This window comes from Pseudonocardia sp. McavD-2-B, from assembly GCF_024124365.1.
Taxonomy (GTDB): Bacteria; Actinomycetota; Actinomycetes; order Mycobacteriales; family Pseudonocardiaceae; genus Pseudonocardia; species Pseudonocardia alni.
On the sequence record NZ_JAMXSG010000065.1, the window covers coordinates 1 to 23550 of the forward strand.

Consider the following 23550-nt stretch of genomic DNA (forward strand, 5'->3'; position numbering starts at 1 on the left):
CAGCTCGCGCGGGTCCTCGCAGGTCCAGTCGACCTCCAGCTCGCGCAGCGGGCCCGCGGCGAGCCGCCCGGCCGCGCCCCGGGACAGCAGGTCGGTGACGAGCTCGGCGCCCGGGAGCATCCGCGCGGCGGTGAACACGATCCGCTGCACGCCCTGCTCGGGCAGCAGCGTCAGCACCCGGTCGGAGACGACCAGGTGCGGGCCGGGCAGGTCGCGGGCCAGCTCCAGCCAGTCCTCGTCGAGCGCGGACCCGGCCACCAGGTGCGCCGGGCCCGCCAGCAGCTCGCGGCGCAGCTCGGCCACCCCGGGCAGCTCGACGTCGACCCAGTGCGCCGGGCCGTCGTCGCCGAGCCGTCCCGCGCGGTCACCCAGCCCCGGTCCCAGCTCGACGACGGTCCCGCCCGGGTGCCGTCGTGCGAATCCGCGCACCCACTCGTCGAGGACCGCGACCCGCAGCAGCGTGGAGAGCGTGTCGGCCCGCCCGGGCGCCGAGCCCAGGTCGAGGTCGTCCGCGACGACGGCGGCGGCGTGGTCCCCGACCACCGGATGGCGGCGACGGGCGTCGCGGGCCCTGGCGTGTGCCGCGGGCAGCGACGTCGCCTCGAGCGCCTGCAACCGCGGACGGCGTCGTTGCGTCACGGTGTCCTTCCCCCCTCCAGCGGGCCTCCGCGAGGGCGTCGGCGCTGGTCGCGCGAACGTACTAGTTGTGCGGCGAGGCACCCGAGCCGGGAGGCGCCGGGCGGTGGACGGTCCGCGGTCGGTGGCTCGTGAGCGGTCCCCGGACACCGGGGCGCCGCCGCCGCGGGGCCGCGGGGCCGCGGACCTCCATGATGGGGGGCGTGCCTCCCGCCCTCCTCACCTCCGCCGCGCACGGCGACACCGAGGTCCTGCGCCTGCTCGAGCGCCGCCGCGACACCGGGCGCCGCCCCGGCCGGCACGCCGACGGGGCACGGATCGCGCTGGTCGTCGGCGGGGGCGGGATGCGCGGCTCCTACGCGGCCGGGATGGTGCACGCGCTGTCCGACCTCGGGCTCGCCGCCGGCGTCGACGAGGTGTGGGGCAGCTCGGCCGGGGCGTTCGTCGGGACGGCCCTGGTCATGGGGCACGGAGCCGAGGTGTCCCGGGTGTTCGAACGGGACATGGCGTGCCGCGAGTTCATCGACCCGCGCCGGTTCGGCACCCGCCGCCCGATGGTGTCGTTGGACCACCTGTTCGACCGGATCCTCGTCGACTCCCTCCCCACCGACTGGTCACGGCTGGTGGACCCGCCGGTCCCGCTGAACGTCGTGGTCACCGGGGCGGTCGACCTGCGCCCGCGGGTGCTGACCGCGCTTCCCGACGGCGCCACGTGGAGGACCGCGATGCGGGCGACGGCCGCGATCCCGCTGCTGGCGGGCCCCCCGGTACGGGTCGGCACGGGCGAGGACGCCGAGGACTTCATCGACGGCTCGGTCGGCGACCCGCTCCCGGTCGCACGGGCCCTGCGCGACGGCGCCACGCACGTCCTGGCCCTGCTCACGCGCACCGCCGACGACCTCACCGGCATCCCGCCGGACGCCCGCACCCCGCTGTGGGCCCGCTCACTGGACCGGCTCGCACCGGGCCTGGGCCGGATGGCGCAGGACGCCGCCCGGCACGGCGAGTGCCTGCCCCTGCTCGCCGACGCCGCGCACCCGGACCGGGCCGGGGCGCACCTGCTGACGCTGAGTCCGCACTCCCCCGCCGGCGTCCACGGCCTGTCCACCGACCCCGGGCGGGTCGCCGCCGCGGCCCGGATCGGCTACGAGACGGTGCTGTCCGCGACGGCCCCGGCCGCCGCGGCCTGAGCCCCCTCCCGCCCGTGCGCCGATGACTTCGGCGCGGCCGGGCGGTCGGAGCTGGTGTGGGCACCGTGCCCCGTACCGGACCCGGGGGGTGGCCCATGCGCGACGACGCGCCGTCGCGGGTGCGGACCCGCACCGTCGTGCTCGCCCCCGGCGAGGTCCACCCGCACGTCGAGGACGAGTGGCGGGGCGCCGTCGTCGTGGTCGACGCCGGCCGGATCGAGCTCTGCTGCGCCGCGGGCGGGAGCCGGACCTTCGGTACCGGGTCGGTGCTGTGGTTCACCGGGCTGAACCTGGTCCGGGTCCGCAACCCCGGGCGGGACGAGGCGGTGTTCCGCGGCATCACCCGCGGGCCGCCCTGACCCCGGTCCCCCTCGGCCCGCCGTGTCGAGCGGCCCGCCGCGTCGAGTGCCCGCCGCCTCGGGTCAGCCCGCCGCGTCCAGCGCCCGCTGCCAGATCCCGTTGCGCGTGGCGACGAGGCCGAGCTCGCGCGGGTCGGTCACGCACACGCCACGGGGGCGGTGGGTGTCCCACAGCTGCGCGTCGTCGAAGACGGCTCCGCAGCCGCCGAACCGGCGGCAGCAGTGCGCCCGGTCCGGTCCCACCCACTCGGTACCGCAACAGGACATCCGCATGATCCGCACGGCGGGCAGGCTACGGGGCACCCCCGACAGTTCCGGTGGGCGCCGGGATCGGGTCGGTGGCGAGCAGGTCGTACCAGACCCCGTCGTCGACGATCTCGTTCTCCGTGCCGTGCACACCGTCGGCCCGCGGGCGGCCCCACAGCCGGAACCCGGCGCGCTCGGCGACGCGGCGGCTGGCGGTGTTGTCCGCCGCGGCGCCGAGCTGCAGCCGGTGCCGGCCCATCCCGCCGTCGGCGACCGGGGTGAACGCGTGCCGCACGACCCGTCGGACCGCGGCGGACACCACGCCGCGGCCGCGGGCGTCGGGGTGGGCGCGGTAGCCGACCTCGCCACCGGTCGGGGTGTAGGCCCGGTCGGTGCCGAACACCGAGACGGTGCCGAGGTAGCGGTCGTCGTCCGGGTCGGCGATCACCCAGCCGACACCGGAGCCCAGGGAGCGTTCCAGCGGGTGGTCGCGCAGCCAGCGTCGGGCGTCGTCGTCGGTGTAGGGCACCGGGAGGGTGGCGCTCCACCAGCGGGCGAGGGGGTCGTTGCACGCCTCGACGTGCCGGGCGAGGTCGGCCCCGGTGGGCGGGCGGAGCCGGACGCTCTCGCCGTCGAGCACCGGGTGCGGCCACCACGTCGTCGCCGGGGCCCGGTCGGCGACGGGTGTGCCGGGCAGCAGCACGGCGGTCCAGGCGTCGACGAGGTCGTCGCCGGCCCGCAGCGCCCGGGTGCGGACACCCTCGAAGCGGAACCCGCAGGCGTGTGCCACGCGCCAGGACGCGACGTGCCCGGCACGGCAGTCCCAGTGCAGGGCGGCGAACCCGGCGACGTCGAAGCCCCAGTCGGCGGCCAGCCGCAGCGCACGGCTCGCGAGCCCCCGTCCGCGCGCCCACGGCGCGAGCAGGTAGCCGACCGACGGCAGCGGGTCGCGGCGCAGGTCGATCGAGCCCGCGTAGCGCGGGCGGCGGTCGCACGCGGCCTCCACCGCCCACACGTGGTGACGGCCGGCGGCCCACCGGCGACGGGCGAGGTCGATCCACTCCCGGGCCCGGGGTTCTCCGGAGGTCGGGTCGAGCGACGTCCAGCGGTGCACGTCGGGGTCGCGGTACACCTCGAGCATCCCGGGGACGTCGGATCCGGTGTGCGCGCGCAGGGTCACGACCCCGTCGGTGAGTACGGGAGGGACGGTCACGTCGACACCGTCACCGGCCACGCCCGGTCGGGGCAACCGGGTTCTCCTACGATCGGGCCTGTCCGCAGGGGGCGGACGAGGGGGAGGTGTCATGGCCGCGCTCACGGAGCGACTGGTCGACCGCAGGCTGGGCTTCGGTGCCGACGAGCCGTACGTGCGCGAGCGTGACCTGCGGGTCCCGCTCTCCGACGGTGTCGTCCTGCTCGCCGACCTCTACCGGGCCCCCGGCCCGCTCCGGCCGCGTCCGACGGTGCTGATGCGCACCCCCTACGGCCGCGACGGCCTCGGGTCGATCATCGGTTCGCTGCTGGCGCGCCGCGGGTTCCAGGTGCTGGTGCAGTCCACCCGGGGCACCTTCGGCTCGGGCGGGCAGTTCCGCCCGTTCCTGCACGAGAGCTCCGACGGTCTGGACACGCTCGCCTGGGTGCGCGGGCAGACCTGGTGCGACGGCCGCGTCTCGATGGTCGGCCCCAGCTACGTCGGGCACACCCAGTGGGCGATCGCCCCCTACGCCGACCCGGGTCTGTGCTCGATGAACGCCGACATCACCGCGTCGGAGTTCACCAGTACCTTCTACCCGGGCGGCGCGCCCGGCCTGCTCAACCTCGCGACCTGGGTGAACCAGATCGGCCGCCAGGAGCGCATCGGCGCGGTCACCGGCTTCCTCGCGACGCCGGTGTTCAGCCGTCGCAAGCGCCGCGCGGTGACCTCCCAGCCGCTGCAGGCCGCGGACGTCGCGCTGACCGGGGCGCCGGTGGTGTTCTGGCGGGACTTCGTCGAGCACGCCGAGCAGCCGCGCGAGTTCTGGGCGCCCGCCGAGCACGACGGTTTCGACGCCGCCGCGATGCCGCCGGTCTGCATGGTGACCGGCTGGTGGGACCTGTTCCTGGACCGTCAGCTGGTGGACTTCACCGCGCTGCAGCGCGGCGGGGCGACGGCGCGGATCACGATCGGCCCGTGGACCCACGGCGACCGCGGCTCGCTGTCGACCATCGCCCACGAGATGGTCCACTGGCTGGGCGTGCACCTGCACGACGGCGAGCACGACGAGCGCGCGCCGGTCCGGGTGTACGTGCAGCACGCCGACCGCTGGATCGACCTGCCGTGCTGGCCGCCGCCGGAGGCCCGCCCGACCGAGTGGTACCTCGACGCCGACGGCGGGCTGGGCCCGGACCGGCCGGCCGGGACACCCCCGCCGTCACGGTTCGTCTACGACCCCGCCGACCCGACGCCGACGGTCGGGGGCCCGATGCTCCAGCCGCCGTCCAAGCAGCTGGACAACCGCGGCGTGGAGGCCCGCGACGACGTGCGCGTCTGGACCGGCCCGCCGCTGGAGTCCGACCTGGACCTGCTCGGTCCGGTGTCGGCCGTGGTCTACGTGCGTACCGGGACGGGGATCGGCGACGTGTTCGTACGCCTGTGCGATGTCGGCCCCGACGGGACCTCGATGAACATCACCGACGCGATGCACCGGCTGGTGCCCGACCGCGAGGCGACCGCCCCGGACGGCACGACGGTCGTCCGGATGACGCTGAGCCCGACCGGGTACCGCGTGCGGGCCGGGCACCGGCTCCGGGTGCAGGTCGCCGGCGCGGCGTTCCCGCGCTTCGCCCGCAACCCGGGAACGGGAGAGCGGACGGCGACCGCGGTCGACGGGGAACGGATCTCCTACGAGCTCCTGCACGATTCCGAGCATCCCTCGCACGTGGTGTTGCCGCACCACCCCTGAATTCGGGGCCCACCATCCACCTTTTCCGGCTGTCCCCGGAAATGCGGAGATCCCCCGCTCCGGTCGGAAGAGCGGGGGATCTCCGGAAGTGCAGAGTCACGGATGACGGGAAGACGGTCCCGTCATCGTGCCCGGTGGTGCAGGTGCACTCAGTCCTGGATGTTGGTCTGGCTGTCGCCCTGCGAGCAGTCGCTGAAGGACGGGGCGTCCTCACCGTTGGTGGCCTGGCCACCCAGGATGCCGAGGACGCTGGCGGCGACGTCGGCGCTGTTCAGCGAGCAGCTGAGCACGTTGGCGTTGTTGAGGGCGTTGACGTCGCCGACGTTGACCAGACCGGACTGGACGCTGTTGCGGTCGTTCTCCAGGTTGTTGATCTGGTCGGCGTTGATGCGGTCGCCGCCGTGGCCGTGCCCGTGGCCCTTGTCCCAGCCGCCGTCACCCGCGAAGGCGAGCGGGGAGATGGCGAGCAGACCAGCGGTGACGCCGGCGGTCAGGATTCCAGCCTTCTTCAGCACAGTTATTTCTCCGTTGTGTACGGGGTCCGATGTCGGACCGGCGTGTTCGGCGTGGGTTCGGGAGCCCCGCCGATGCACAGAACGCTATCCGGTCCGTCCCCGATCCAACGAACTTTCTACCACTATCGGACGATGGGCATTACTGACCGCGAGGTTATTGCTCTCTTCCGGCAGCCGGGAATCGGCGTGGGCGTCGCTTCCGGACGCCGTCCGCGACGGATCGTCACCACAGTGGACCCGAACGGACGCGTACCCTTTTCTCGGAACACGCTCCGTGATGCACCATCCGCACGGCCGTGTCGCCGCGTCACCCTGTCGTAGTGACATGCGGGGTATCGCGACACCGGATCGCACCCTCCGACGGACGAATCCACCCCGGAAGAGTGGGTTGGAACCCGCTCGAGCAGCGGCGTGCCGCCGTCTGCTGTCGACGCCGATGACACGCACCGCCCGGATCGCCCGACCTGCGACGCCCCCCCCCCGCCGCGGAACTGCTCACCGCGGCGTTCCTCGACCACCCGTTCACCCGTCACACGATCGATGCGGTCGAGCACCCCGCGACCTCTGGGCGCGAGCCAGGAGCTGCTGCTGCGCGAGGTCGGCGTCCCGCACGGCCCGGACCGGCCGGCCACGACGAGTGGCCCCTGAGAACGGCCCGGGAACGGCCCTCCGGGAACGCCGCGGCGCCGGGCACCCTGGGGGCCGACCACGCCCGGAGGAGAGGACCCGCCGTGTACGTCCCCGCCCACTTCGCCCACACCGACGAGGACGTCCGGCAGCTCCTCGCCCGCCCCGGTGCCGCGGACCTGGTCACGGCCGGCCCGGAGGGACTCGACGCGACGCTGCTGCCGTTCGTCCACGACCCCGACCGCGGCGCCCTGCTCGGTCACCTCGCCCGGAACAACGACCACTGGACCCGCGTCGACGGCAGACAGGGGCTCGTCATCGTCCGCGGGCCGGACTCCTACGTCAGCCCGTCCTGGTACGCGTCGACGGCCGAGCACGGCCGGGTCGTGCCCACCTGGAACTACGTGACCGCCCACGTCCGCGGCACCGTGGTCGTCCACGACGACGTCGACTGGCTCGACGCCGTCGTGCGGCGCCTGACCGACCTGCACGAGGCCGGCCGGCCCGCGCCCTGGAGCGTCGACGACGCCCCGGAGGCGTTCGTGCGGGGGCAGCTGCGCGCGATCGTGGGCGTCGAGCTGCGGATCGAGAGGATCGAGGCGAAGCTCAAGCTGAGCCAGAACCGGCCGGCCGCCGACGTCGACGGCGTGGTGGGCGGGCTCGAGGCCGCCGGGGACCACGCGGGCGCCCGGGCGGTGGCGGCACACCGCCGGTGACGGACGACGACCGGACACCGGGCCCGTCCGCCGCGACGGGCTCGCGGTGTTCCCTCATCGTGTTCTCTGAACCGGCATCGCCTCATGGCGATGAATTGCCCTGACGTCGGCCCGGCGGTGGCGCTGTTCCGGTCGCTGGTCGACCCGGCACGGCTGGCCATCATGCTGCGGCTCGGCCGGGGCGAGGCCCGCGTGGTCGACCTGACCCGCCGGCTGGGTCTCGCCCAGTCGACGGTGTCGGAGCACCTGGCCTGCCTGCGGGACTGCTGCCTGATCGACTCCCGGGCCGAGGGACGCCAGTCCTACCACCGCCTCGTGCGCCCGGAGCTGCTCGACCTCCTGCGCAGCGCCGAGACGGTGCTCGGCTCGGCCGGAGCCGTGGCCGACTCCCGGCAGACGCTCCGCCGACCGCTGTCGCTGACGGGCCGTCCGACCCGTCGTCCGGTCGCCGCCGGACACGAACATGCCGACGTCAGGACGACGTCACGGCTCCGACGGTCTCCGATCCGGTGCGATCGAGCCCGCGTCGGCGATCGCGTCATGGAAGAAGGCGACCGCCTCGAGCTGGGAGGCGACCTCGAGTTTGGCCAGGAGAGAACTGATCTGCGTGCGGACCGTCGACAGCGAGATCGACAGGACCCGGGAGATCACCGCAGCCCGATGGCCGGTGGCCAGCAGCCGGAGAACCTGCAGTTCGCGTGGAGACAACCTCCGCACGTGGCCCGACCGCACCTCCACCCGCCAGCAGTACCGGGCGTAGTCGTCCAGCCACCGAGCCCGGTCGCCACCACTCATCACCAACTGGTGGCCGGCGACCGCGGCCACGACAGTGAGCAAGGTCTCCAGCGGCGCCGACTTCGGAACCGCACCGAGTGCACCTGCCATGATCATCGCCCCCAGCATCGGGCCGTCGTGGCGTCCCGCCAGAGCCACCACCCGACACCCCGTCCGGGTCAGCGCGGCGACCAGATCCGGAACGCGGACGTCCCACCCGCTCGTCGCCGAGCCGATCGCCGGCTCCATCAGCACGACTCCTGGCGGATACGCGCCGGCGGCCGCCAGCATGACGTCGTGCGGACCGAGCACGATCTGGTGTGCCTCGTTCCCAGCCCGCCGCAGTGCCAGGCACAGTGCCGTGCCGACCAGGTCGTGTCCGTCGATGACCAGCACGGTCGTGCAGCCGTGGCCCTCGCCCGTCCCGTCGGGCGGGATGACGGGAGGGGCAACCGGGGGCGCGGGCCGGGACGCCGTCGACCGCGGCGCGCCCTCGGCGCCCACCGGCCCGTCGTCCACCCCGGTCGTCACGTCGCCACGCCGCGACCGGCCCGCCGGCCCGCCACGTCGGCGGTGGTCGTCCCCGTGGTGTAGGCCAGGACGGCGGCCTCCTCGTCGGGGAACATCCGGATCCGGTCGAGCATGCTCCGGCTCCGCGTCGGCAGCCGATCGGTCCGTCCGGTCACACCGGAGAGCCAGACGGTGACCCCGAGTCGTGCGGCCTCGAACGGTGCATGTCGCAGCGTCGCGACGCCGCCCGCGTCGATGGTCGTGGTCGCAGCCAGATCGATGACCACGTGCGTCTTGTCGGCGAGACCGGCCTGGATGAGTTCCAGCTGGACGTCGAGCAGGCGCAGGACCCGAACTGCCAGGCCCGCATCGAGCCGACCGGCCACGTAGATGAACCACAACCGGGGATGCGTCGATCCGTCGGGGTCGAATGCGGATGTGACGGGCCGGTCCGACGAGGCCTTGACGGCGATACCTGACATGGAGGGTTGCGCTCCTTGCTCGATCGGAGTGTCCCGGGGCCGGATCGGACACCTGACTCACGTGTCCGATCCGGGTCTGCGTGAGTCGGTGAACGGAGTGGACGACCACTCCGGTCCGACCCTGTGTCCGAGGATTTCGATAGCATCCAGCGCTTCCACGACGGGCCGGTGGACGTCGCCGGACCGGGAGGAGCGCGCCGACCGTCGAGTCGTAGCGCCACCCGCATACATGCCGAACGGTGGAACAGCCACGCCGATCGAGAATCGCGCGCTCGCGCGGCTCTCGAAGCCGGCATGCCACCGCCACTCCTGCGGAACGGCGCACTCGCACAGTCGCGAACGGGTCGTCTCCGGGTTCCAGGGCAGTCGGACGAGCGTGACCGCCGTACCCGACCTTGGCTAGCACCGTTCGGCGGATCTCGTCACCGGTGGCACCGGCGCACGCTGTGAGAGCGGTGCGCGCGAGCCCGTGCGGCCGGCGCCGCGGCGCGGACCTTCACGGCCGAGGGGTCACTCCGCGATGTCGATGACAGCCCACACTGTCTTGCCGTCGCGGGTCCGTCGCACGCCCCACGAGGCGAAGGCGCTGATGAGCGTCAGCCCCCTACCGCGATTGCTGCCGAGGCGGGATCGTCCTGGGGTGAGCACACCCTCGGGGTCGGTGTCGTCGACCTCGATCAGCCATCCACCCGGCGTGGGGCGGATCCGGACGTCGCCGCCACCACCGACGTGATCGACCGCGTTGGCCACCAGCTCCGTGCAGACCACCTCGGCGCGGAACACCAGGTCGTCGACCGCAGGGAGGTGCTCACGGATCCACCGGCGCAACAACGGCAGGCACGAGTGATCGAGGTAGGGGTGGGACAACGACCGGGTCATCCTGCCCCCTCGGTCGAGTGTCACGAACTGGACGTCCGATCCGACCATCGGTAAGCAGTACCCACGACCCTGCGTCATCATTCGCAGACCACCCGACGACTGGTGTGAGCCGGACGCCCAGGAGCAGGATGCCCGAGGACATCACGAGCGGCACGATGGAGCCGGCTCCCGAGTGCGCTGCCCTCTACAGCCCGGAGCGGCTGACGGCTCTACGGCGCTCGGGGCTCGGGTCGGAGTCGGATCCGGAGATGGAACGCTTCGCCGCCTGGGTCCGTCGCGCGCTGGCGACCCCGATCGCTCTGGTGACTCTGGTGCAGCCCGACCGGCAGGTGTTCCCCGGGATGGCGGGGTTGACCGGGCCTGCCGCCATCGCCCGGTCGACCCCGTTGACGCACTCGTTCTGCCAGTACGTGGTCACCTCAGGGCAGTCCCTGGTCATCGCTGACGCCCGGATGGACCCTCGGTTCAGGGACAACCTGGCGATCCCGGACCTCGGCGTCATCGCCTACGCCGGGATGCCGCTGACCGACGAGCACGGCCGTGTCCTCGGATCGCTCTGCGCCATCGACAACGAGCCCCGCCGGTGGACGGCGGAGGAGACCATCGCGCTCGGCGAGATCGCCCGATCGTGCTCGACCGAGCTGCGCCTCCGCCTGGCCCGGTACGACACCAGCACCGAGACCATCCTCCGCGCCGAGGCCGATTCCGTCCAACGGCGCGCGCACCTGCGTGGCCAGATGCTGTTGCGAGCCTCGCAGTCCTTCACCGACACGAGCACCGTGCCCGACGTCCGAGCGCGCATCGACGAACTGCTCGGGGGCGAGCTGGCCCCCTCCTACGTCGAGACCGTCCTGCGCGACAGGACAGGTCGTCTGCACAGCCTGCCTGCCGATGCCCGTTCACCGGCAGAAGCCGGGGATCTCGATGGTGCCGTCGACATCGATCCGACTGTGGACCAGCGACTGACCACGACGCTCCGCGTGCGCACCCCAGCGGCGATCGCGATCCGGGAACAGCGCGTCGTGCACTACGGGAACCAGGACGACCTCGCCGCAGCACACCCGGCCGAGGCGGCCGAGGCGATGCGACGCCGTGGCGTGCACACCGTCGTCGCTGCCCCGGTCCCGGGCCGCGGTGCTCCCGCCGGTGCGATCCTGCTCGGCTGGGACCGGCCCGATGCGGTGGAGACCGCGGACCTGCTCACGATCGCCACCATCGCCGGTTACGCCGGGCAGGCACTCGAACGTGCCCGGGACCTGCACCACCGCACCTCCGTGGCCCACGAGATGCAGAACGCCATGCTGACGGTGCTCCCCGACATCGACGGACTCACCATGGCCGCCCGCTACATCCCGGCCGACGCCCGACTCAACGTCGGCGGGGACTGGTACGACGCCACGGTGATGACCCACCCCGGGCGCCCGGACGTCCCGATGGTCGGGATCTCGGTGGGCGACATCGTCGGCCACGACCTCCCCGCCGTCACGCTGATGGGACAGACCCGGTCCATGCTGCGCCAAGCAGCGTGGGACCACTCCGGCCGACCGCCCTCGACCGTGCTCTCGGCCTTCGAGACCGCGAACCACGAACTCCGCCTCGGCGCCGCAGGCACCGCCGTGCTCGCCTACACCCACCGCACCGCCGACGGCCGGTGGCTCCTGCGCTGGACCAACGCCGGCCACCCGCCGCCGATCCTGATCCACCCCGACGGCAGCACCGAACTGCTCACCGACCACGACGCCCTGTTCGGGTTCGACTTCACCATCGGCCAGGAGCGCGCGGACCACGAACGCGTCGTCGAGCCCGGCTCCACACTGCTGCTGCACACCGACGGCCTGGTCGACGGCCCCGGCCTCGATGTCGACACCGCCACCGACGCGCTGCTCGCCACCATCGAGCAGGTATCTCCTGGGACACCCGATGACATCGTCGATGCCGTGATGGCGACGCTCTCCGACCCCGCCCACGACGACGCCGTCGCACTCGCGATCCACTTCGACGCCCCGGCCCCAGCGGTCGCATCGGATGCCGTTGCTCCTCCATGGGAGAGAGCCCCCACTCCGCGCTGAGGAGCCGGGTGGCCGGACACGGCGCGGCGAACGGGCCGGGGGTGTAGTGGGCGAGCGACGGGGCAGGCGTGGCCGGCCCCGCGCCGCCGCGACGAGCACGACACCACCACCGAAGGCCGGCTGTTCCGCGGTGCCCGGGGTGGCCCGCACGCCGCGGTGCCCACCTGGTTCGACGGCCGTGTCCCCGCCCCGCAGGTCCCGTCCTGGGCCGGACACACCGGGACAACGAAAAGGACCCCCGGTTCCGGCGTTTCCGCTGGTCGGGGGTCTCTTTCACCTGCTGTGGCTGGTCCAGGATTCGAATCTGGGAAGGCTACGCCGACGGATTTACAGAGAGCTGCCATACCGGCTCTGACCTGCGGCGTAAGCACGGACCACCCGCCCGCGTCCGCGTATCGTCCGTGAGCTGCACCGGCGAGTACTTCTCCCCCACATGCCCGGCCTGCTGGTGATCTCCTCGCGGCGCGGGTTCACCCCTGCCAGGCCGGGGAGTGGGGTGCAGGGCACGGGGTCCCGCCTTGCGCCCCGCTCCCCGGTCTGGCTGCCGTCTCGGCGCGCCGCGAGGAGGTCACCAGCCCCGCCGCACTCCCCTGATCTCCGAGCGGTGTCGGGTCCGGGCAGAGCCCGGGTTCTGTCGTGGCAATGCATTGCGCCCAGAAAGGGCCGGCGGAGCCCAGGTTGGCTGTGAGAGAGCTCAGGCGTCTCCCCGGCCTGCCGCCAGGAGGCGCTCTGTCAGATCAACTGCTGGGGTTACCGAGGAGAGTCGAGCAAATGCGGAGACGCGGATCAGCGCCCCTGCTACCTCGCCATCTGGGATGGAGCGATCTGCTGCCACACGGTTGATCACATGGTCCGGTAGATCTAGCTGCGCCTCGACGGCAGCGTTACGAACGAAGGTGGTTCGCGGGTCCTCGGACGTCATACGTCGCAGCATCGCAGCAGGTCTCCGTGAAGCAGGACGGCAGGTATGTGGATGCGTGAACGACGAGCTGTGGATAACTGCTGGTCATCGCTGCCACGCGTTGCCTCCGCGGACTTGGTCATGGGGTTCCACAGTCACCGCTCTGGCGATGCGGGCGCCGGGTAGCCGGCCCCGGCGCTGCGAACGGGCCGGAGGTGTAGTGAGCGAGCGCCGGGGCCGGCGTGGCCGGCCCCGCGCCGCCGGAGGCGGCGCCTTGATCCTCAAGAGGCGGATTCGGCAGCACACGGACGTGAGCCGTCGTTTGGTCCGGCCGAGCTGCTGGTCAGCCTGCGAGTCTGGGGACCGGGAAGGCGTAGACCAGGGCGGGCTCGGCGTGGCCGTCGCCGAAGCGGTGGGTGACTTCCGCGATCTGCTCGGCACCGAAGCGGTCGTAGAGGTGGATGGCCGCGGTGTCCTTGGCCATGACGTCGAAGACCACGGTCCGACCGATGAGCTGGGCGTGGTGGCGCAGGGCGAGGATGAGGAACCCGGCGAGACCGGCGCCCCGGTGGTCGGGGTCGAGGAACAGGCGGGCCATGACGGCGATGTCGGTGACGGTGCCGCCGGTGCGCTCGATCCACGCGCGGGCTGCGTCGTCCTCCGAATGCGCCTCGGTGAGCGTGACCTGTCCGACCGGAACGTCGTCGACGAGGGCGGTCCAGCTCTGGATCTCGTGCGGGTGCTCCAGCCACGCCCGGGGATCGGCGACTCCCTCCACGGGGTAGCCGTCGTGGGCGTGGACCCGTTTCAGCACGGCGGCGAGCACGGCCAGGTCGCCGTCCTGGCGCTCGCGGACGGTGCGCTCTGGCTCGGTCACTGGTCCTCCACCGGCATGTCGTAGTCCAAGGCCGAGTAGTCAGCACGCATCACGAAGCGGGTGACCTCGAACGGTTCCCGGTCGGCGTCGATGCCGGTGTGCCACAGCTCGATGACCGGGACCCCCTCGGGGATCGTCATGCGCTGGGCCTCCTCGCGGGTAGGCATCCGCGCCGAGATCTCCTCCCGCACGTGGGCGATCACGTGGCCGAGGGCCGCGAACTGGCCATAGATGCCCTGCGGGCCCAGGTCGGCCGAGTCTCCCAGTGGGTTCCCCTCCACCAGACTCCATGCTGCGTAGGTGACGCCGATCTGCAACGGCTCGTCGTCGGCGAAGTACCAGTTCTCCCGCTGCACGACCGACGTCCCGGGCTCGATCCCGAGCCGTTCGGCGACCTCGGCGGGCGCCTCAACCCGCGTAATCCGGGAATCGACGTGCGGTGTCCGCCCCTGCGCGACGGCCTCGGCGCCGAACGGGCCGAGTTCATTGGTGGAGCGCATCGCTGCGCTGTAGCGACGCCGGCCAAACCGCATCCAGCGCGGCTTGCTGCGAACGAACACTCCGCGTCCGTGCTCGGCGCTGACCAGGCCCTCGCGGCGCAGTGCGGCGATTGCCTCGCGGGCGGTGTTGCGCGCGGCTCCGTGCTGCTCGGCCAGTGCGCGCTCTGAGGGGAGCTTGTCGCCGGGCTGGTACTCGCCCGAGGTGATCGCCTCGCGCAGCTCGTGCGCGATGGCTCTGTAGTCGCTGTTGGCGCCTCGCGGCGCCCGTGCCGAAGACGTCATGTCTTCACGATAGCGAACTGGCCTGAGCCAGTCACTTGACCCACTGGCTCAAGCCTGCTGTACTGGCTCAAGCCAGTAAGGCTGATCACACAACCAGGAGGCCAGTCATGGCGATCGCAAACAAGTTCCCCGTCGCGATGGGCGACGTGTTCCCGCACGGCGCGTTCGTCGTCTCGGAGGTCGAGCCCGTGCGCGATTTCGACAAGTCCGCCCCGGGGCGCCCGGTGCAGCAGCTCGACAAGGAATCCGGCCTGCCGGTGTGGTCGGTGTCGGTCCTCGACGCGGACCCCGCGGCACGGCGTACGGACAAGACGGTGACGGTGAAGATCGCCGCGCCGCACCAGCCGGTCCCGCCCGAGGCGGCCGCGGGTCTGCCGTTCCGCCCGGTCGAGTTCGACGGCCTGACCGTGACCCCGTACGTGCAGGAGTCCGGGGGCCGGCCCCGGGTGGCCTACAGCTTCCGCGCGGCCGGGATGCGCGCCCCCGGCCACCAGCGCCCCGCCCCGGGCAAGAACCAGGACGCCGCCTGAACTGCCGTTCGTACAGGTGGAGGGGGGCCCGCTGCAACGGGCTCCCCCTCCGATCTCCCTCACCCCACGCCCTAGCCAGGCATCTGAGTTCGGAAGGACACCGACCCTAGATGAACACCCACACCGCACCTCCGGCCACCGCCGCGACCGTCACTCCGGTGGCCAGGCTCGTGGAGGCCGGCCTCCGCCGCACCAGCCGCGCGATCCGCGACACCGCACGCCCCCCGGCCGGGGACCTGCTCGCCCACGCCGCCCGCGCACGGCGCCTCGCCGAGCTCCACACCCGCCGCGCCCGCTGGTGGACCGTCCTGGAACGCGACACCGCCACCAACGGCGTCCCCGTCATCTACGTCGAGGCCGTCGTCACCGCCGTCCTCGACAACGAACGCCAGGCCCGCTACTGGACCGACACCGCCGACGACTGGCAGGCCCTCGCCGACGGCCGCCCCACCTCCGACGTCGCCGGAGCCATGTCCAACTGGACCGACCTCGGCCTCACCGACCCCACCGCACCCGGACTCCCGGACACCTCGGCGGTGGCCCGATGAGCGCCCCGACCGGAGGCCGGCCGGTGCTGCGGCTGGTCCCGATCACCGACCCCGCCGCCACGACCACCGATGCCCGGTGGCGGGAGGACGCCGCGTGCGCCGGGCTGGACACCGAGCTGTTCTTCCCCGTCGACGACCGCGCTGCCTCGGTCGAGACACCCCGCCGGGTCTGCCGGGGCTGCCCGGTCCGCGCCGCCTGCCTGGCCGACGTCCTGGCCACCGAGGACCCGGCACGCCGCTACGGCATCACCGGCGGCACCACCCCGGGCGAGCGCCGAGTTCTGCACCGCGCCGGACTGACCCTCTCCGTCTCGACCGTCGGCGGTGATGTCGCGTGAGCACCACGCCCGCCCCGCGCCCGCCTCGCTGCGAGGTGTGCCGAACCCCGCTCCACGAGCGGCCCGACCCGCGACGACGTCGCTGCGTCGATCACCTCGGCCAACTCGCCCTGGTCCCGCTGTCCACCGTCCGCCCGGCCCGTCGCAAGGGAGGCCGCACGTGATCACCGCTGCTGCTGTCTCACCGGCTGACGTGCCGCTGTCGGTCAACCAGATCCTCACCGTCGGCGGCGCCCTGCTCGCGGTCGCCGTGTATCTGCTCTACAAGCTCGGCCACTACATGGCCCGAGTCCTGGAAGCTCTCGCGACCGCCGCGGTCGTGTTCATCGCGCTGTGGTTCGCCGCCAAGGGCCTCGTCCTCGCCGTCGTGTGGGCGGTCCGGCACTGGCGCACCACCACGACCGTGACCGTCGTGTCGGCGTGGTGCTGGTGGTGGGGCTGGCTCTCTCTGCTGCTCGCCCTCGCCGTTCTCGCTGCTGGGCTCGGGGTGTGGCGGGTCGTGTCGCTACCCTCGTTCGATCGCTGGGCCGGGCGGCACCTCCGGTCGTGGTGGCAGCGCTGGCTGGTCTACGCCCCACGGATGCCACGCTGGCTGCGTTCCTGCGGCCTGACGGTCCCCGACCGGGCGGGTGCGACGGTCATCCAGGTCAACCCGCTGCGCCGCACCGCGACCGCGCCCCGGGAGCGCCCGCGCCGCGACCAGCTCCCGCGCATCCTCTCGGTCCGCTCCGGGCCCTCGTGGGACGAGGTCAAGGTGCGCCTGGTGCCCGGGCAGACCCCAGAGGACTTCGACCAGGCCGCCCGCGCCCTCGCGGTGGCGCGTGGGGTGAACCGCTGCCAGGTCCGCGAACTCGCACCGAACGTGGTGTCGATCGACTATCAGCGCCGCAACCTGCTCGCTGCCACCGTCGCCGCACCCGATCTCGCCGGGATGGCCGGCCTTCCCGGGGACGCGATCGACCTGGACCGGGTGCTCTCGGGGGCGACCGAGTACGGCACACCGTGGCGGCAGTCGATCCGCGGCAGCCACACCCTCGTCGGCGGCGCCACCGGCGCGGGCAAGGGCTCGCTGATGTGGGCGCCCCTGCTGTCGATCGCCCCGGCCATCCGGGACGGCCTGGTCCGGGTCAACGGGATCGACCCCAAGGGCATGGAACTGGCCTACGGCCGCGACGTGTTCCACCGCTACGCCGTCACCTCCAAGGACGCCCTCGCCCTGCTCGACAACCTGGTCGAGCAGATGGAGGCACGCAAGCGCGAGCACGCCGGAACCACCCGCCTCGTGCCGATCACCCGCGACACCCCGTTGGAAATTGTCGAGTTCGACGAGATCGGCGCCCTGCTGCGCTACGTCGGAGACCGCAAGACCCGGGAGGCGATCACCGAGCGGATTGCGCTGCTGACCACCCAGGGCCGCGCCCTCGGGTTCACCGTGCGCGGCTACGTCCAGGAACCCACCAAGGACACCGTCCCCGTGCGCGAGCTGTTCCCGCGCCGCATCTGCCTTCGCGTCGCCTCCAAGAGCCACGTCGGGATGGTCCTCGGCGACAACGCCTACGACCGGGGTGCGTGGGCGAACCGCATCGGCGAATCCGAGGCCGGCGTGGGCTACCTGTTCGGCGAGGGCGTCCGCGAACCCCTGCGCGTCCGCGCCGCCTGGGTGCCCGACGAGGCGATCAAGGCCCTGGAACGGTTCGTCACCGCACCCTCGCCGGACCCGGCTCGCCGTCCCGCGCCGGTGCTGCCCTTCCGCCCCGGCACGCCCGCGCTGCCTGCCGGAGGTGCCGCGTGACCGCCCCGGAGAGCCCCGCCGTCCCAGTCGACCAGGACAAGCTCACCCGAGCGCAGAAGGCGATGCTGGCGCTGTCGAACGAGGTCGCCACGCAGCTCGCGGAAGACCACGGCGTCTGCGTCCGACCGCTGGCCATGCGCCGGATCGATCAGAGCAGCGGCCGGGTCGACGTCGTCCCCGTGCCCTGCGGCTCCACGCGGGAGGACCAGTGCCGCCCCTGCGCGGAGAAGGCCCGACGCCTGCGCATGGTCCAGTGCCGCGAGGGCTGGCACCTCGAGAACGAACCGATCACCAAGCCCGCCGACCCGACCGCCGCGCAGAAGGAACTGATGACGGTGCGGGCGGACCTGCACGCCGCCTACACCGACGCCCGCGCCAAGGGCGATGAGGAGGAGTGCGAGGAGATCCGCGAGACGATCGCCGAAGTGGACCAGGAGCTGCGCGCGCTCGGGGTCCGCGGTCGGCTGGCTCCGCTCGACCCGACACCGCAGGCCGTGCGTCGGACGACCCGGCGTCGGCAGGACGCACCGAACTTGCCCCGTCGCCCGGTGGAGGACCGCACCCTGGGCCGGGTGTTCGGCGGGAAGTATCGGCCCTCGACCTTCCTCACCCTGACCCTGGACACCTATGGGCGGGTGGACAAGCACGGCGCCGCGCTCGACCCGGACACCTACGACTACCGCCGCGCCGCCCGCGACGCGATCCACTTCCCGAAGCTGCTGGACCGGTTCTGGCAGAACACCCGCCGCTGCGTGGGCTGGGACGTGCAGTACTTCGGCACCGTGGAGCCCCAGAAGCGCGGGGCACCGCACTTCCACGCCGCCATCCGCGGCACCATCCCCCGCTCCGAACTCCGGGCGATCACCGCCGCCACCTACCACCAGGTGTGGTGGCCCGCCCACAACGAGATCGTCTACTCCGGGGACCGGCTCCCGCGCTGGGACCACCACCACAAGGCGTTCGTCGACCCCGACACCCGCGAGCCGCTGCCCACCTGGGACGAGGCCACCACCCCGGACGCGCTGACCACTCCGGCGCACACGGTGGTGTTCGGTCCGCAGGTCCACGTGAAGGGCATCCTCGGCGGTTCGGAGGAGGCCGGCCGCCACATCGGCTACCTGACCAAGTACCTCACCAAGTCCGTCGGGCAGGCTGCCGGCCTCGACGAGTCCGCCACGTCCCGTCAGCGCGAGCACGCCCGCCGTCTCGCCGCCGAGCTGGCCATCACGCCGTGCTCGCCGCGCTGCCCGATCTGGCTGCTCTACGGCATCGAACCCAAAGGCGCCCGGCCCGGCACGACACCAGGGCAGTGCAAGGGCAAAGCACACAAGCCCGAACACCTCGGCATCGCCGGACGCCGAGTCCTCGTCTCCCGCAAGTGGTCCAACAAGAGCCTGTCCGACCACCGCGCGGAGCGGACCGCGTTCGTTCGGCAACTCCTCGACCGCGCCGGGGTGCAGCCCGCCTACGCCGTCGACGACGGCCCCTTCACCTGGGAGACCACCAAACCCGGCGACACCGACGTGCCACCCCGCACGGTGCTGCTGCTCCATGCGATCAACCAACGCTCCCGATGGCGCGCCGACTACGACGCCGCCGTCCTCGCCACCACTGACGCACCGCCCGACGACCGTTCGGCAACCGAGGGAGCAGCGGCATGAAGGCCAAGGATCGGACGCCGGTCGCGGGCACGGAGCAGCTGACGGTGGAGCAGCTGTGCGCGGAGTTGCAGGTGGCTCGCTCGACCTTCTACCAGTGGCGCCAGCTCGGTCGGGGTCCGCGCTGCGTCCGGCTCCCGAACGGCGCGATCCGGGTCCGCCGGGCCGACCTGGATGCCTGGCTCGCTGCTCTGGCGGACGCGGCATGAGCGACGAGGAGCCGACGACGTTCGACGTCCGGGTCTGGTCGGTGACGAAGCGGGTGCGCCGGGACGGGCCCCGGTACCGGGTGCGGTGGATCGTCGCGGGCAAGGAGTGGCACGACACGTTCCCGACGCGGGCTCTCGCCGACAGCTTCCGCTCGGAGCTGGTGAGCACCACCCGTCGTGGAGAGGCGTTCGTCATCACCACGGGACGGCCGGTGTCGTGGCAGCGCCCCGAGGAGCAGGTGACGAGCTGGTACGAACACGCCCTGGCCTATGTGGACATGAAGTGGCCGCACGCGGCCGGCAAGAGCCGTCAGGGCATCGCCGAGTCCCTCGCGACGGTCACTCCGGCCCTGTTCACCGACGCCCGGAGCCGACCCGCTGCCGCGACCGTTCGGCAACTGCTCTACGGCTGGTCGTTCAACGCCCGTACACGGGCCGCCGGTCCTCCTCCGGACGAGCTGGTCCGGGTCGAGCGCTGGGTCTCCGCGCACACCGTGCCCGTGACCGCCCTCGCAGACCCGACCGTGCTCCGGCCCGCCCTGGACGCTCTGGCGCTGCGCATGGACGGCAAACCCGCCGCTGCGTCGACGGTGAGCCGCAAACGGGCGATCTTCTACAACGCCGTGGAGTACGCGGTGGAACTCGGCCACCTGTCCGGCAACCCGATCACCTCGCTCCGCTGGCGTGCCCCGAAGATCACCGAGGCGGTGAACCCTCGGGTCGTGATCAACCACCGGCAGGCCCGTGCACTCCTCGACGCTGTCCGTGGCCAGCGGTCCGGGCCGCCACTCGTCGCGTTCTTCGGTGTCATGTACTACGCCGCCCTGCGTCCGGGTGAGGCCGTCGAGCTGCGCAAGGAGGCCCTGTCGCTGCCCGAACGCGGGTGGGGTGAGCTGTACCTGAACGCCTCCGCCCCGTCGGCCGGCCGGGCATGGAGTGAGTCCGGCACCCGCCGGGAGCCTCGCCAGCTCAAGCACCGGGGAGCGGAGGAGGTCCGGGTGGTCCCGTCCCCGCCGGCGCTGACCGCCCTGCTGCGGCGGCACCTCGACGAGCACGGCACCACCACGGAAGGCCGGCTGTTCCGCGGCGCCCGGGGCGGCCCGCTCTCGGAGAGCCTGTACGGCCGCCTGTGGGCCCTTGCCCGTGCCGAGGCACTGACGGTGGAGGAGGCCGCTTCACCGCTCGCACGGCGCCCCTACGACCTCCGGCACGCCGCTGTGTCCACCTGGCTCAACGGCGGCGTCCCCGCCCCGCAGGTCGCGTCCTGGGCCGGACACAGCGTCGATGTCCTGCTGCGGGTCTACGCCAAGTGCATCGCCGGTCAGGACGACGCGGTCCGCCGTCGTGTGGAGGACGCCCTCCGCGACCAAGATCAGTCCGTGCATGGTCCGTGAACACCCGTCACGAGCCGTCCGGAGCCGGACACACCCGGACAACGAAAGAGACCCCCGGTTCCAGCGTTTCCGCTGGTCGGGGGTCTCTTTCACCTGCTGTGGCTGGTCCAGGATTCGAACCTGGGAAGGCTACGCCGACGGATTTACAGTCCGCTCCCTTTGGCCGCTCGGGCAACCAGCCGGGGTGCACGTCGCTCTCGCTGAGTGCGTGAACGAGGATACGACACGACCGACGGCCCCCGACGAGGGGGCCCCGACCGACCCGAGGGAGTGACCGATGGCCGACCCGTCGTTCGACGTCGTGAGCAAGGTGGAGCGCCAGGAGGTGGACAACGCCCTGAACCAGGCCGCCAAGGAGCTGTCGCAGCGCTTCGACTTCCGCGGCACCAACACGACAGTCGCATGGGCCGGCGAGGAGGCCGTGACCTTCGAGTCCGACACCGAGGAGCGGCTGCTCGCCGGGATCGAGGTGTTCAAGGAGAAGCTGATCAAGCGCTCGATCAGCCTGAAGGCCCTCGAGGTGGACGAGCCCCAGCTGTCGGGCAAGGCCTACAAGGCCGGCGGCAAGATCCTGCAGGGCATCGCGCAGGACAAGGCCAAGGAGATCAGCAAGGCCATCCGCGACGAGAAGCTCAAGGGCGTCCAGGCCCAGATCCAGGGCGACCAGCTGCGCGTCTCGGGCAAGAAGAAGGACGACCTGCAGGCCGTCATCGCGCTGCTCAAGTCCAAGGACTTCGGCATCGCGCTGCAGTTCACGAACTACCGGTAGCCGGACCGGCTCACCGGCCCCGGACCGCGGGCCGCAGGTGCGCCCACGGCCGCGCCCGCTCCAGCTGCGCCGCCAGGGCGAGCAGCAGCGGCTCGGACCCCGGCCGCCCGACGAACTGCACGCCCAGCGGCAGCCCGGACGCCGTCCGGTACAGCGGCACCGACGACGCGGGCCGCCCGGTCAGGTTCGCCAGCTGGGTGTAGGGCACCGGGGCGAAGTTGGCGTCGACCAGGCTCTCGACCAGGCCGAGCCGTCCGAACAGGCCGGACGCGCCGGCCCGCAGCAGCGCCTGCGCGCCGATCCGGGCCGGGGCGGGCAGCGCCAGCTCCCCGATCGGCCACGGCGGCCGGGCCAGGGTCGGGGTGAGGAGCAGGTCGTAGCGCTCGTGGAATGCGGCCAGCGCGCGGGTGTGGTCCTGGCGGCGGGCGAGCGCGGCGAGGTAGTCCGGCGCGGGGGTGGCGCGGCCGATCGCGGCCATGACCCGGGTCTCGATCTCGAAGGCGTCGTCGCCGCAGCCGGTCAGCGCCCGCGCCGCCGCCACCTGGGCCGAGATCGTGGAGAACCAGGTGGTGAGGAAGTCGGTGGCCAGCGCCCGGCCGTCGAGGGCGGGGGCGGACTCCTCCACGACGTGCCCGAGGGAGGTCAGCAGCTCGGCGGCGTCGGTGGCCGCGGCGACCGCCTCGGGGTCGACGTCGGTGCCCAGCGGCGAGGCGGTGGCCAGCCCGATCCGCAGCGGCGCCGGGTCGTCCCGGACGGCGTCGGCGTAGGGGCGCTCCGGCGGACGCACGATGTAGGGGCCCTCCGGCTCCGGCCCGGCCGACACGTCGAGCAGGGCCGCCGAGTCCCGCACGGTCCGCGACAGCACGCCCTGCACCGCCGCGCCGTGGAAACCCTCGGCGACGTCCGGCCCGGACGGCGTCACGCCGCGGCCCGGCTTGAGCCCGAACAGCCCGCAGGCGGCGGCCGGGATGCGGATGGAGCCGCCGCCGTCGCTCGCGCCGGCCGCGGGGACGATCCCGGCGGCGACGGCCGCGGCGGACCCGCCGGAGCTGCCGCCGGGAGTGCGGCCGGGGTCCCACGGGTTGCGGGTCGGGCCGCCGAGCGCGGGCTCGGTGACGGCGCGGGCACCGAACTCGGGGGTGGCGGTCCGTCCGAACACGACGAGACCGGCCTCGGTCCAGCGCCGGACCACCGTCGACGTCTCGGGGCGCGGATGGTCGGCGAGCGGACGGGAGCCGGACGCCGTCGGGACCCCGGCGAGGTGCTGGGCGAGGTCCTTCACCAGGAACGGGACGCCCGCGAACGGCCCGGTCAGCGGGCCGCGTGCGCGGGAGCGGGCGGCGTCGTCGAGGCGCAGTCGGATGGCGTTGAGGCCCGGCTCGACGGCGTCGGCGCGGGCGACGGCGGCCTCCAGCAGGTCGGCCGCGCTCACCTCACCCGCGGCGACGAGTGCGGCCAGCCCGACGGCGTCGTGGCTGCGGTAGTCGTCCCAGGAGATCCCCACGGCGGGGATACAAGCAGATCGGTCAGGGAGTGGACACGGGGGCGGGCGCGGGCGCCGGCGACGCGTCCGACGTGCCGGTGACCCCGGCGACGACACCGAGGGCCAGGACGACCGCGGCCGCCGCGCCCAGGACGGCGGGCAGTACCGGTCGGGTGCGGGCCGGGAAGTCGGGCAGCCGGAAGCCACCGGAGGTCCGGGTACCGCCGCCCTCGGGCAGCGGGGCCGCGCGGAACGGCTCGGGGAGCCGCTGGACGGCCGGGGCCTGTGCTGCGGGTCCCGACGGGAATCGCGCGGGCCGGCGCT

General features: G+C 73.0%; 23 protein-coding genes, 1 tRNA gene and 2 pseudogenes. 14 read left to right on the plus strand and 12 right to left on the minus strand.

What is annotated here, in order from left to right:
• Positions 1-639: hypothetical protein (locus tag NH602_RS11395; RefSeq protein ID WP_253067809.1), on the minus strand; the 639-nt coding region annotated here is incomplete at its 3' end.
• Positions 640-830: 191 nt separating this feature from the next.
• Between NH602_RS11395 and NH602_RS11400 the strand changes: the two genes are divergently transcribed.
• Positions 831-1826, plus strand: a complete 996-nt coding sequence (locus NH602_RS11400) for a patatin-like phospholipase family protein (RefSeq protein WP_161151856.1) — start codon at positions 831-833, stop codon at positions 1824-1826.
• Between the two features lie 95 nt (positions 1827-1921).
• Entirely contained in the window at positions 1922-2185 is a 264-nt protein-coding gene (locus NH602_RS11405) for a hypothetical protein (RefSeq protein ID WP_161151855.1), read from the plus strand.
• A gap of 63 nt (positions 2186-2248) precedes the next feature.
• On the opposite strand, the gene NH602_RS11410 is transcribed toward NH602_RS11405, so the two are convergent.
• Both NH602_RS11410 and NH602_RS11415 read right to left on the minus strand, forming a co-directional pair.
• Entirely contained in the window at positions 2249-2458 is a 210-nt protein-coding gene (locus tag NH602_RS11410; RefSeq protein WP_202417011.1) for a hypothetical protein, read from the minus strand.
• A gap of 19 nt (positions 2459-2477) precedes the next feature.
• The gene (locus tag NH602_RS11415; protein WP_253067811.1) at positions 2478-3644 is read right to left on the minus strand and encodes a GNAT family N-acetyltransferase; all 1167 of its coding nucleotides are present in this window, start codon (positions 3642-3644) and stop codon (positions 2478-2480) included.
• A gap of 91 nt (positions 3645-3735) precedes the next feature.
• Between NH602_RS11415 and NH602_RS11420 the strand changes: the two genes are divergently transcribed.
• Positions 3736-5373 carry a CocE/NonD family hydrolase gene (locus tag NH602_RS11420; protein WP_253067812.1) on the plus strand — a complete coding sequence of 546 codons (1638 nt, stop codon included), beginning with the start codon at positions 3736-3738 and terminating at the stop codon, positions 5371-5373.
• 149 nt (positions 5374-5522) lie between these two features.
• Here the strand turns inward: NH602_RS11420 and NH602_RS11425 are convergent, their stop codons facing one another.
• Complete coding sequence (locus NH602_RS11425) at positions 5523-5888, minus strand: hypothetical protein (RefSeq protein WP_073576513.1); 366 nt, start codon at positions 5886-5888, stop codon at positions 5523-5525.
• Positions 5889-6619: 731 nt separating this feature from the next.
• On the opposite strand from NH602_RS11425, the gene NH602_RS11430 reads away from it, so the two are divergent.
• Together NH602_RS11430 and NH602_RS31635 are read left to right on the plus strand one after the other, a co-directional pair.
• Positions 6620-7231, plus strand: coding sequence for an FMN-binding negative transcriptional regulator (locus NH602_RS11430; protein ID WP_161151310.1), 612 nt, complete (start codon positions 6620-6622; stop codon positions 7229-7231).
• Between the two features lie 90 nt (positions 7232-7321).
• Positions 7322-7558, plus strand: a pseudogene (locus NH602_RS31635) (ArsR/SmtB family transcription factor); the annotation flags it as partial.
• Positions 7559-7714: 156 nt separating this feature from the next.
• On the opposite strand, the gene NH602_RS31895 reads toward NH602_RS31635, so the two are convergent.
• The 3 genes from NH602_RS31895 to NH602_RS11450 all read right to left on the minus strand — a co-directional run bounded on the left by NH602_RS31895 (position 7715) and on the right by NH602_RS11450 (position 9780).
• Positions 7715-8536, minus strand: coding sequence for a response regulator transcription factor (locus tag NH602_RS31895; protein ID WP_073576515.1), 822 nt, complete (start codon positions 8534-8536; stop codon positions 7715-7717).
• Positions 8533-8997 (minus strand): STAS domain-containing protein, encoded by a 465-nt coding sequence (locus tag NH602_RS11445; RefSeq protein ID WP_253067813.1) that lies wholly within the window; start codon positions 8995-8997, stop codon positions 8533-8535. The genes NH602_RS31895 and NH602_RS11445 overlap by 4 nt, the downstream gene beginning before the upstream one ends.
• A gap of 510 nt (positions 8998-9507) precedes the next feature.
• Positions 9508-9780, minus strand: a complete 273-nt coding sequence (locus NH602_RS11450; RefSeq protein ID WP_139282882.1) for an ATP-binding protein — start codon at positions 9778-9780, stop codon at positions 9508-9510.
• 224 nt (positions 9781-10004) lie between these two features.
• On the opposite strand from NH602_RS11450, the gene NH602_RS11455 reads away from it, so the two are divergent.
• Positions 10005-11945, plus strand: coding sequence for a GAF domain-containing SpoIIE family protein phosphatase (locus NH602_RS11455; RefSeq protein ID WP_179761780.1), 1941 nt, complete (start codon positions 10005-10007; stop codon positions 11943-11945).
• A 1244-nt stretch (positions 11946-13189) separates the two neighbouring features.
• On the opposite strand, the gene NH602_RS11460 is transcribed toward NH602_RS11455, so the two are convergent.
• Together NH602_RS11460 and NH602_RS11465 are read right to left on the minus strand one after the other, a co-directional pair.
• Positions 13190-13723, minus strand: coding sequence for a GNAT family N-acetyltransferase (locus NH602_RS11460; protein ID WP_253067814.1), 534 nt, complete (start codon positions 13721-13723; stop codon positions 13190-13192).
• Positions 13720-14505: a GntR family transcriptional regulator gene (locus NH602_RS11465; RefSeq protein ID WP_253067815.1), complete on the minus strand. Its 786-nt coding sequence runs from the start codon at positions 14503-14505 to the stop codon at positions 13720-13722. The genes NH602_RS11460 and NH602_RS11465 overlap by 4 nt, the downstream gene beginning before the upstream one ends.
• A gap of 107 nt (positions 14506-14612) precedes the next feature.
• Here NH602_RS11465 and NH602_RS11470 point away from each other — a divergent pair, with 107 nt between their 5' ends.
• The 7 genes from NH602_RS11470 to NH602_RS11500 all read left to right on the plus strand — a co-directional run bounded on the left by NH602_RS11470 (position 14613) and on the right by NH602_RS11500 (position 20974).
• Positions 14613-15035, plus strand: a complete 423-nt coding sequence (locus NH602_RS11470; RefSeq protein ID WP_253067816.1) for a plasmid replication, integration and excision activator — start codon at positions 14613-14615, stop codon at positions 15033-15035.
• Between the two features lie 158 nt (positions 15036-15193).
• Positions 15194-15583, plus strand: coding sequence for a hypothetical protein (locus NH602_RS11475; RefSeq protein WP_253067817.1), 390 nt, complete (start codon positions 15194-15196; stop codon positions 15581-15583).
• Positions 15580-15921, plus strand: a complete 342-nt coding sequence (locus NH602_RS11480; RefSeq protein WP_253067818.1) for a WhiB family transcriptional regulator — start codon at positions 15580-15582, stop codon at positions 15919-15921. The genes NH602_RS11475 and NH602_RS11480 overlap by 4 nt, the downstream gene beginning before the upstream one ends.
• Before the next feature lie 160 nt (positions 15922-16081).
• Positions 16082-17713, plus strand: a complete 1632-nt coding sequence (locus NH602_RS11485; protein ID WP_253067819.1) for an FtsK/SpoIIIE domain-containing protein — start codon at positions 16082-16084, stop codon at positions 17711-17713.
• A 62-nt stretch (positions 17714-17775) separates the two neighbouring features.
• Positions 17776-19374 (plus strand): replication initiator, encoded by a 1599-nt coding sequence (locus NH602_RS11490; protein ID WP_253067822.1) that lies wholly within the window; start codon positions 17776-17778, stop codon positions 19372-19374.
• The gene (locus tag NH602_RS11495) at positions 19371-19580 is read left to right on the plus strand and encodes an AlpA family transcriptional regulator (protein WP_253067820.1); all 210 of its coding nucleotides are present in this window, start codon (positions 19371-19373) and stop codon (positions 19578-19580) included. The genes NH602_RS11490 and NH602_RS11495 overlap by 4 nt, the downstream gene beginning before the upstream one ends.
• The gene (locus NH602_RS11500; protein ID WP_253067821.1) at positions 19577-20974 is read left to right on the plus strand and encodes a tyrosine-type recombinase/integrase; all 1398 of its coding nucleotides are present in this window, start codon (positions 19577-19579) and stop codon (positions 20972-20974) included. Before NH602_RS11495 ends, NH602_RS11500 begins: the two co-directional genes overlap by 4 nt.
• Positions 20975-21073: 99 nt before the next feature.
• On the opposite strand, the gene NH602_RS11505 is transcribed toward NH602_RS11500, so the two are convergent.
• Positions 21074-21155: transfer RNA gene (locus NH602_RS11505), tRNA-Tyr, on the minus strand.
• A 96-nt stretch (positions 21156-21251) separates the two neighbouring features.
• Between NH602_RS11505 and NH602_RS11510 the strand changes: the two genes are divergently transcribed.
• A complete protein-coding gene (locus NH602_RS11510; RefSeq protein WP_062397949.1) occupies positions 21252-21743 on the plus strand; it encodes a YajQ family cyclic di-GMP-binding protein in 492 nt (163 codons plus the stop codon).
• A 10-nt stretch (positions 21744-21753) separates the two neighbouring features.
• Here the strand turns inward: NH602_RS11510 and NH602_RS11515 are convergent, their stop codons facing one another.
• Complete coding sequence (locus NH602_RS11515; protein WP_073576876.1) at positions 21754-23241, minus strand: amidase; 1488 nt, start codon at positions 23239-23241, stop codon at positions 21754-21756.
• Between the two features lie 28 nt (positions 23242-23269).
• Positions 23270-23550 (minus strand): annotated as a pseudogene (locus tag NH602_RS11520) (hypothetical protein); the annotation flags it as partial.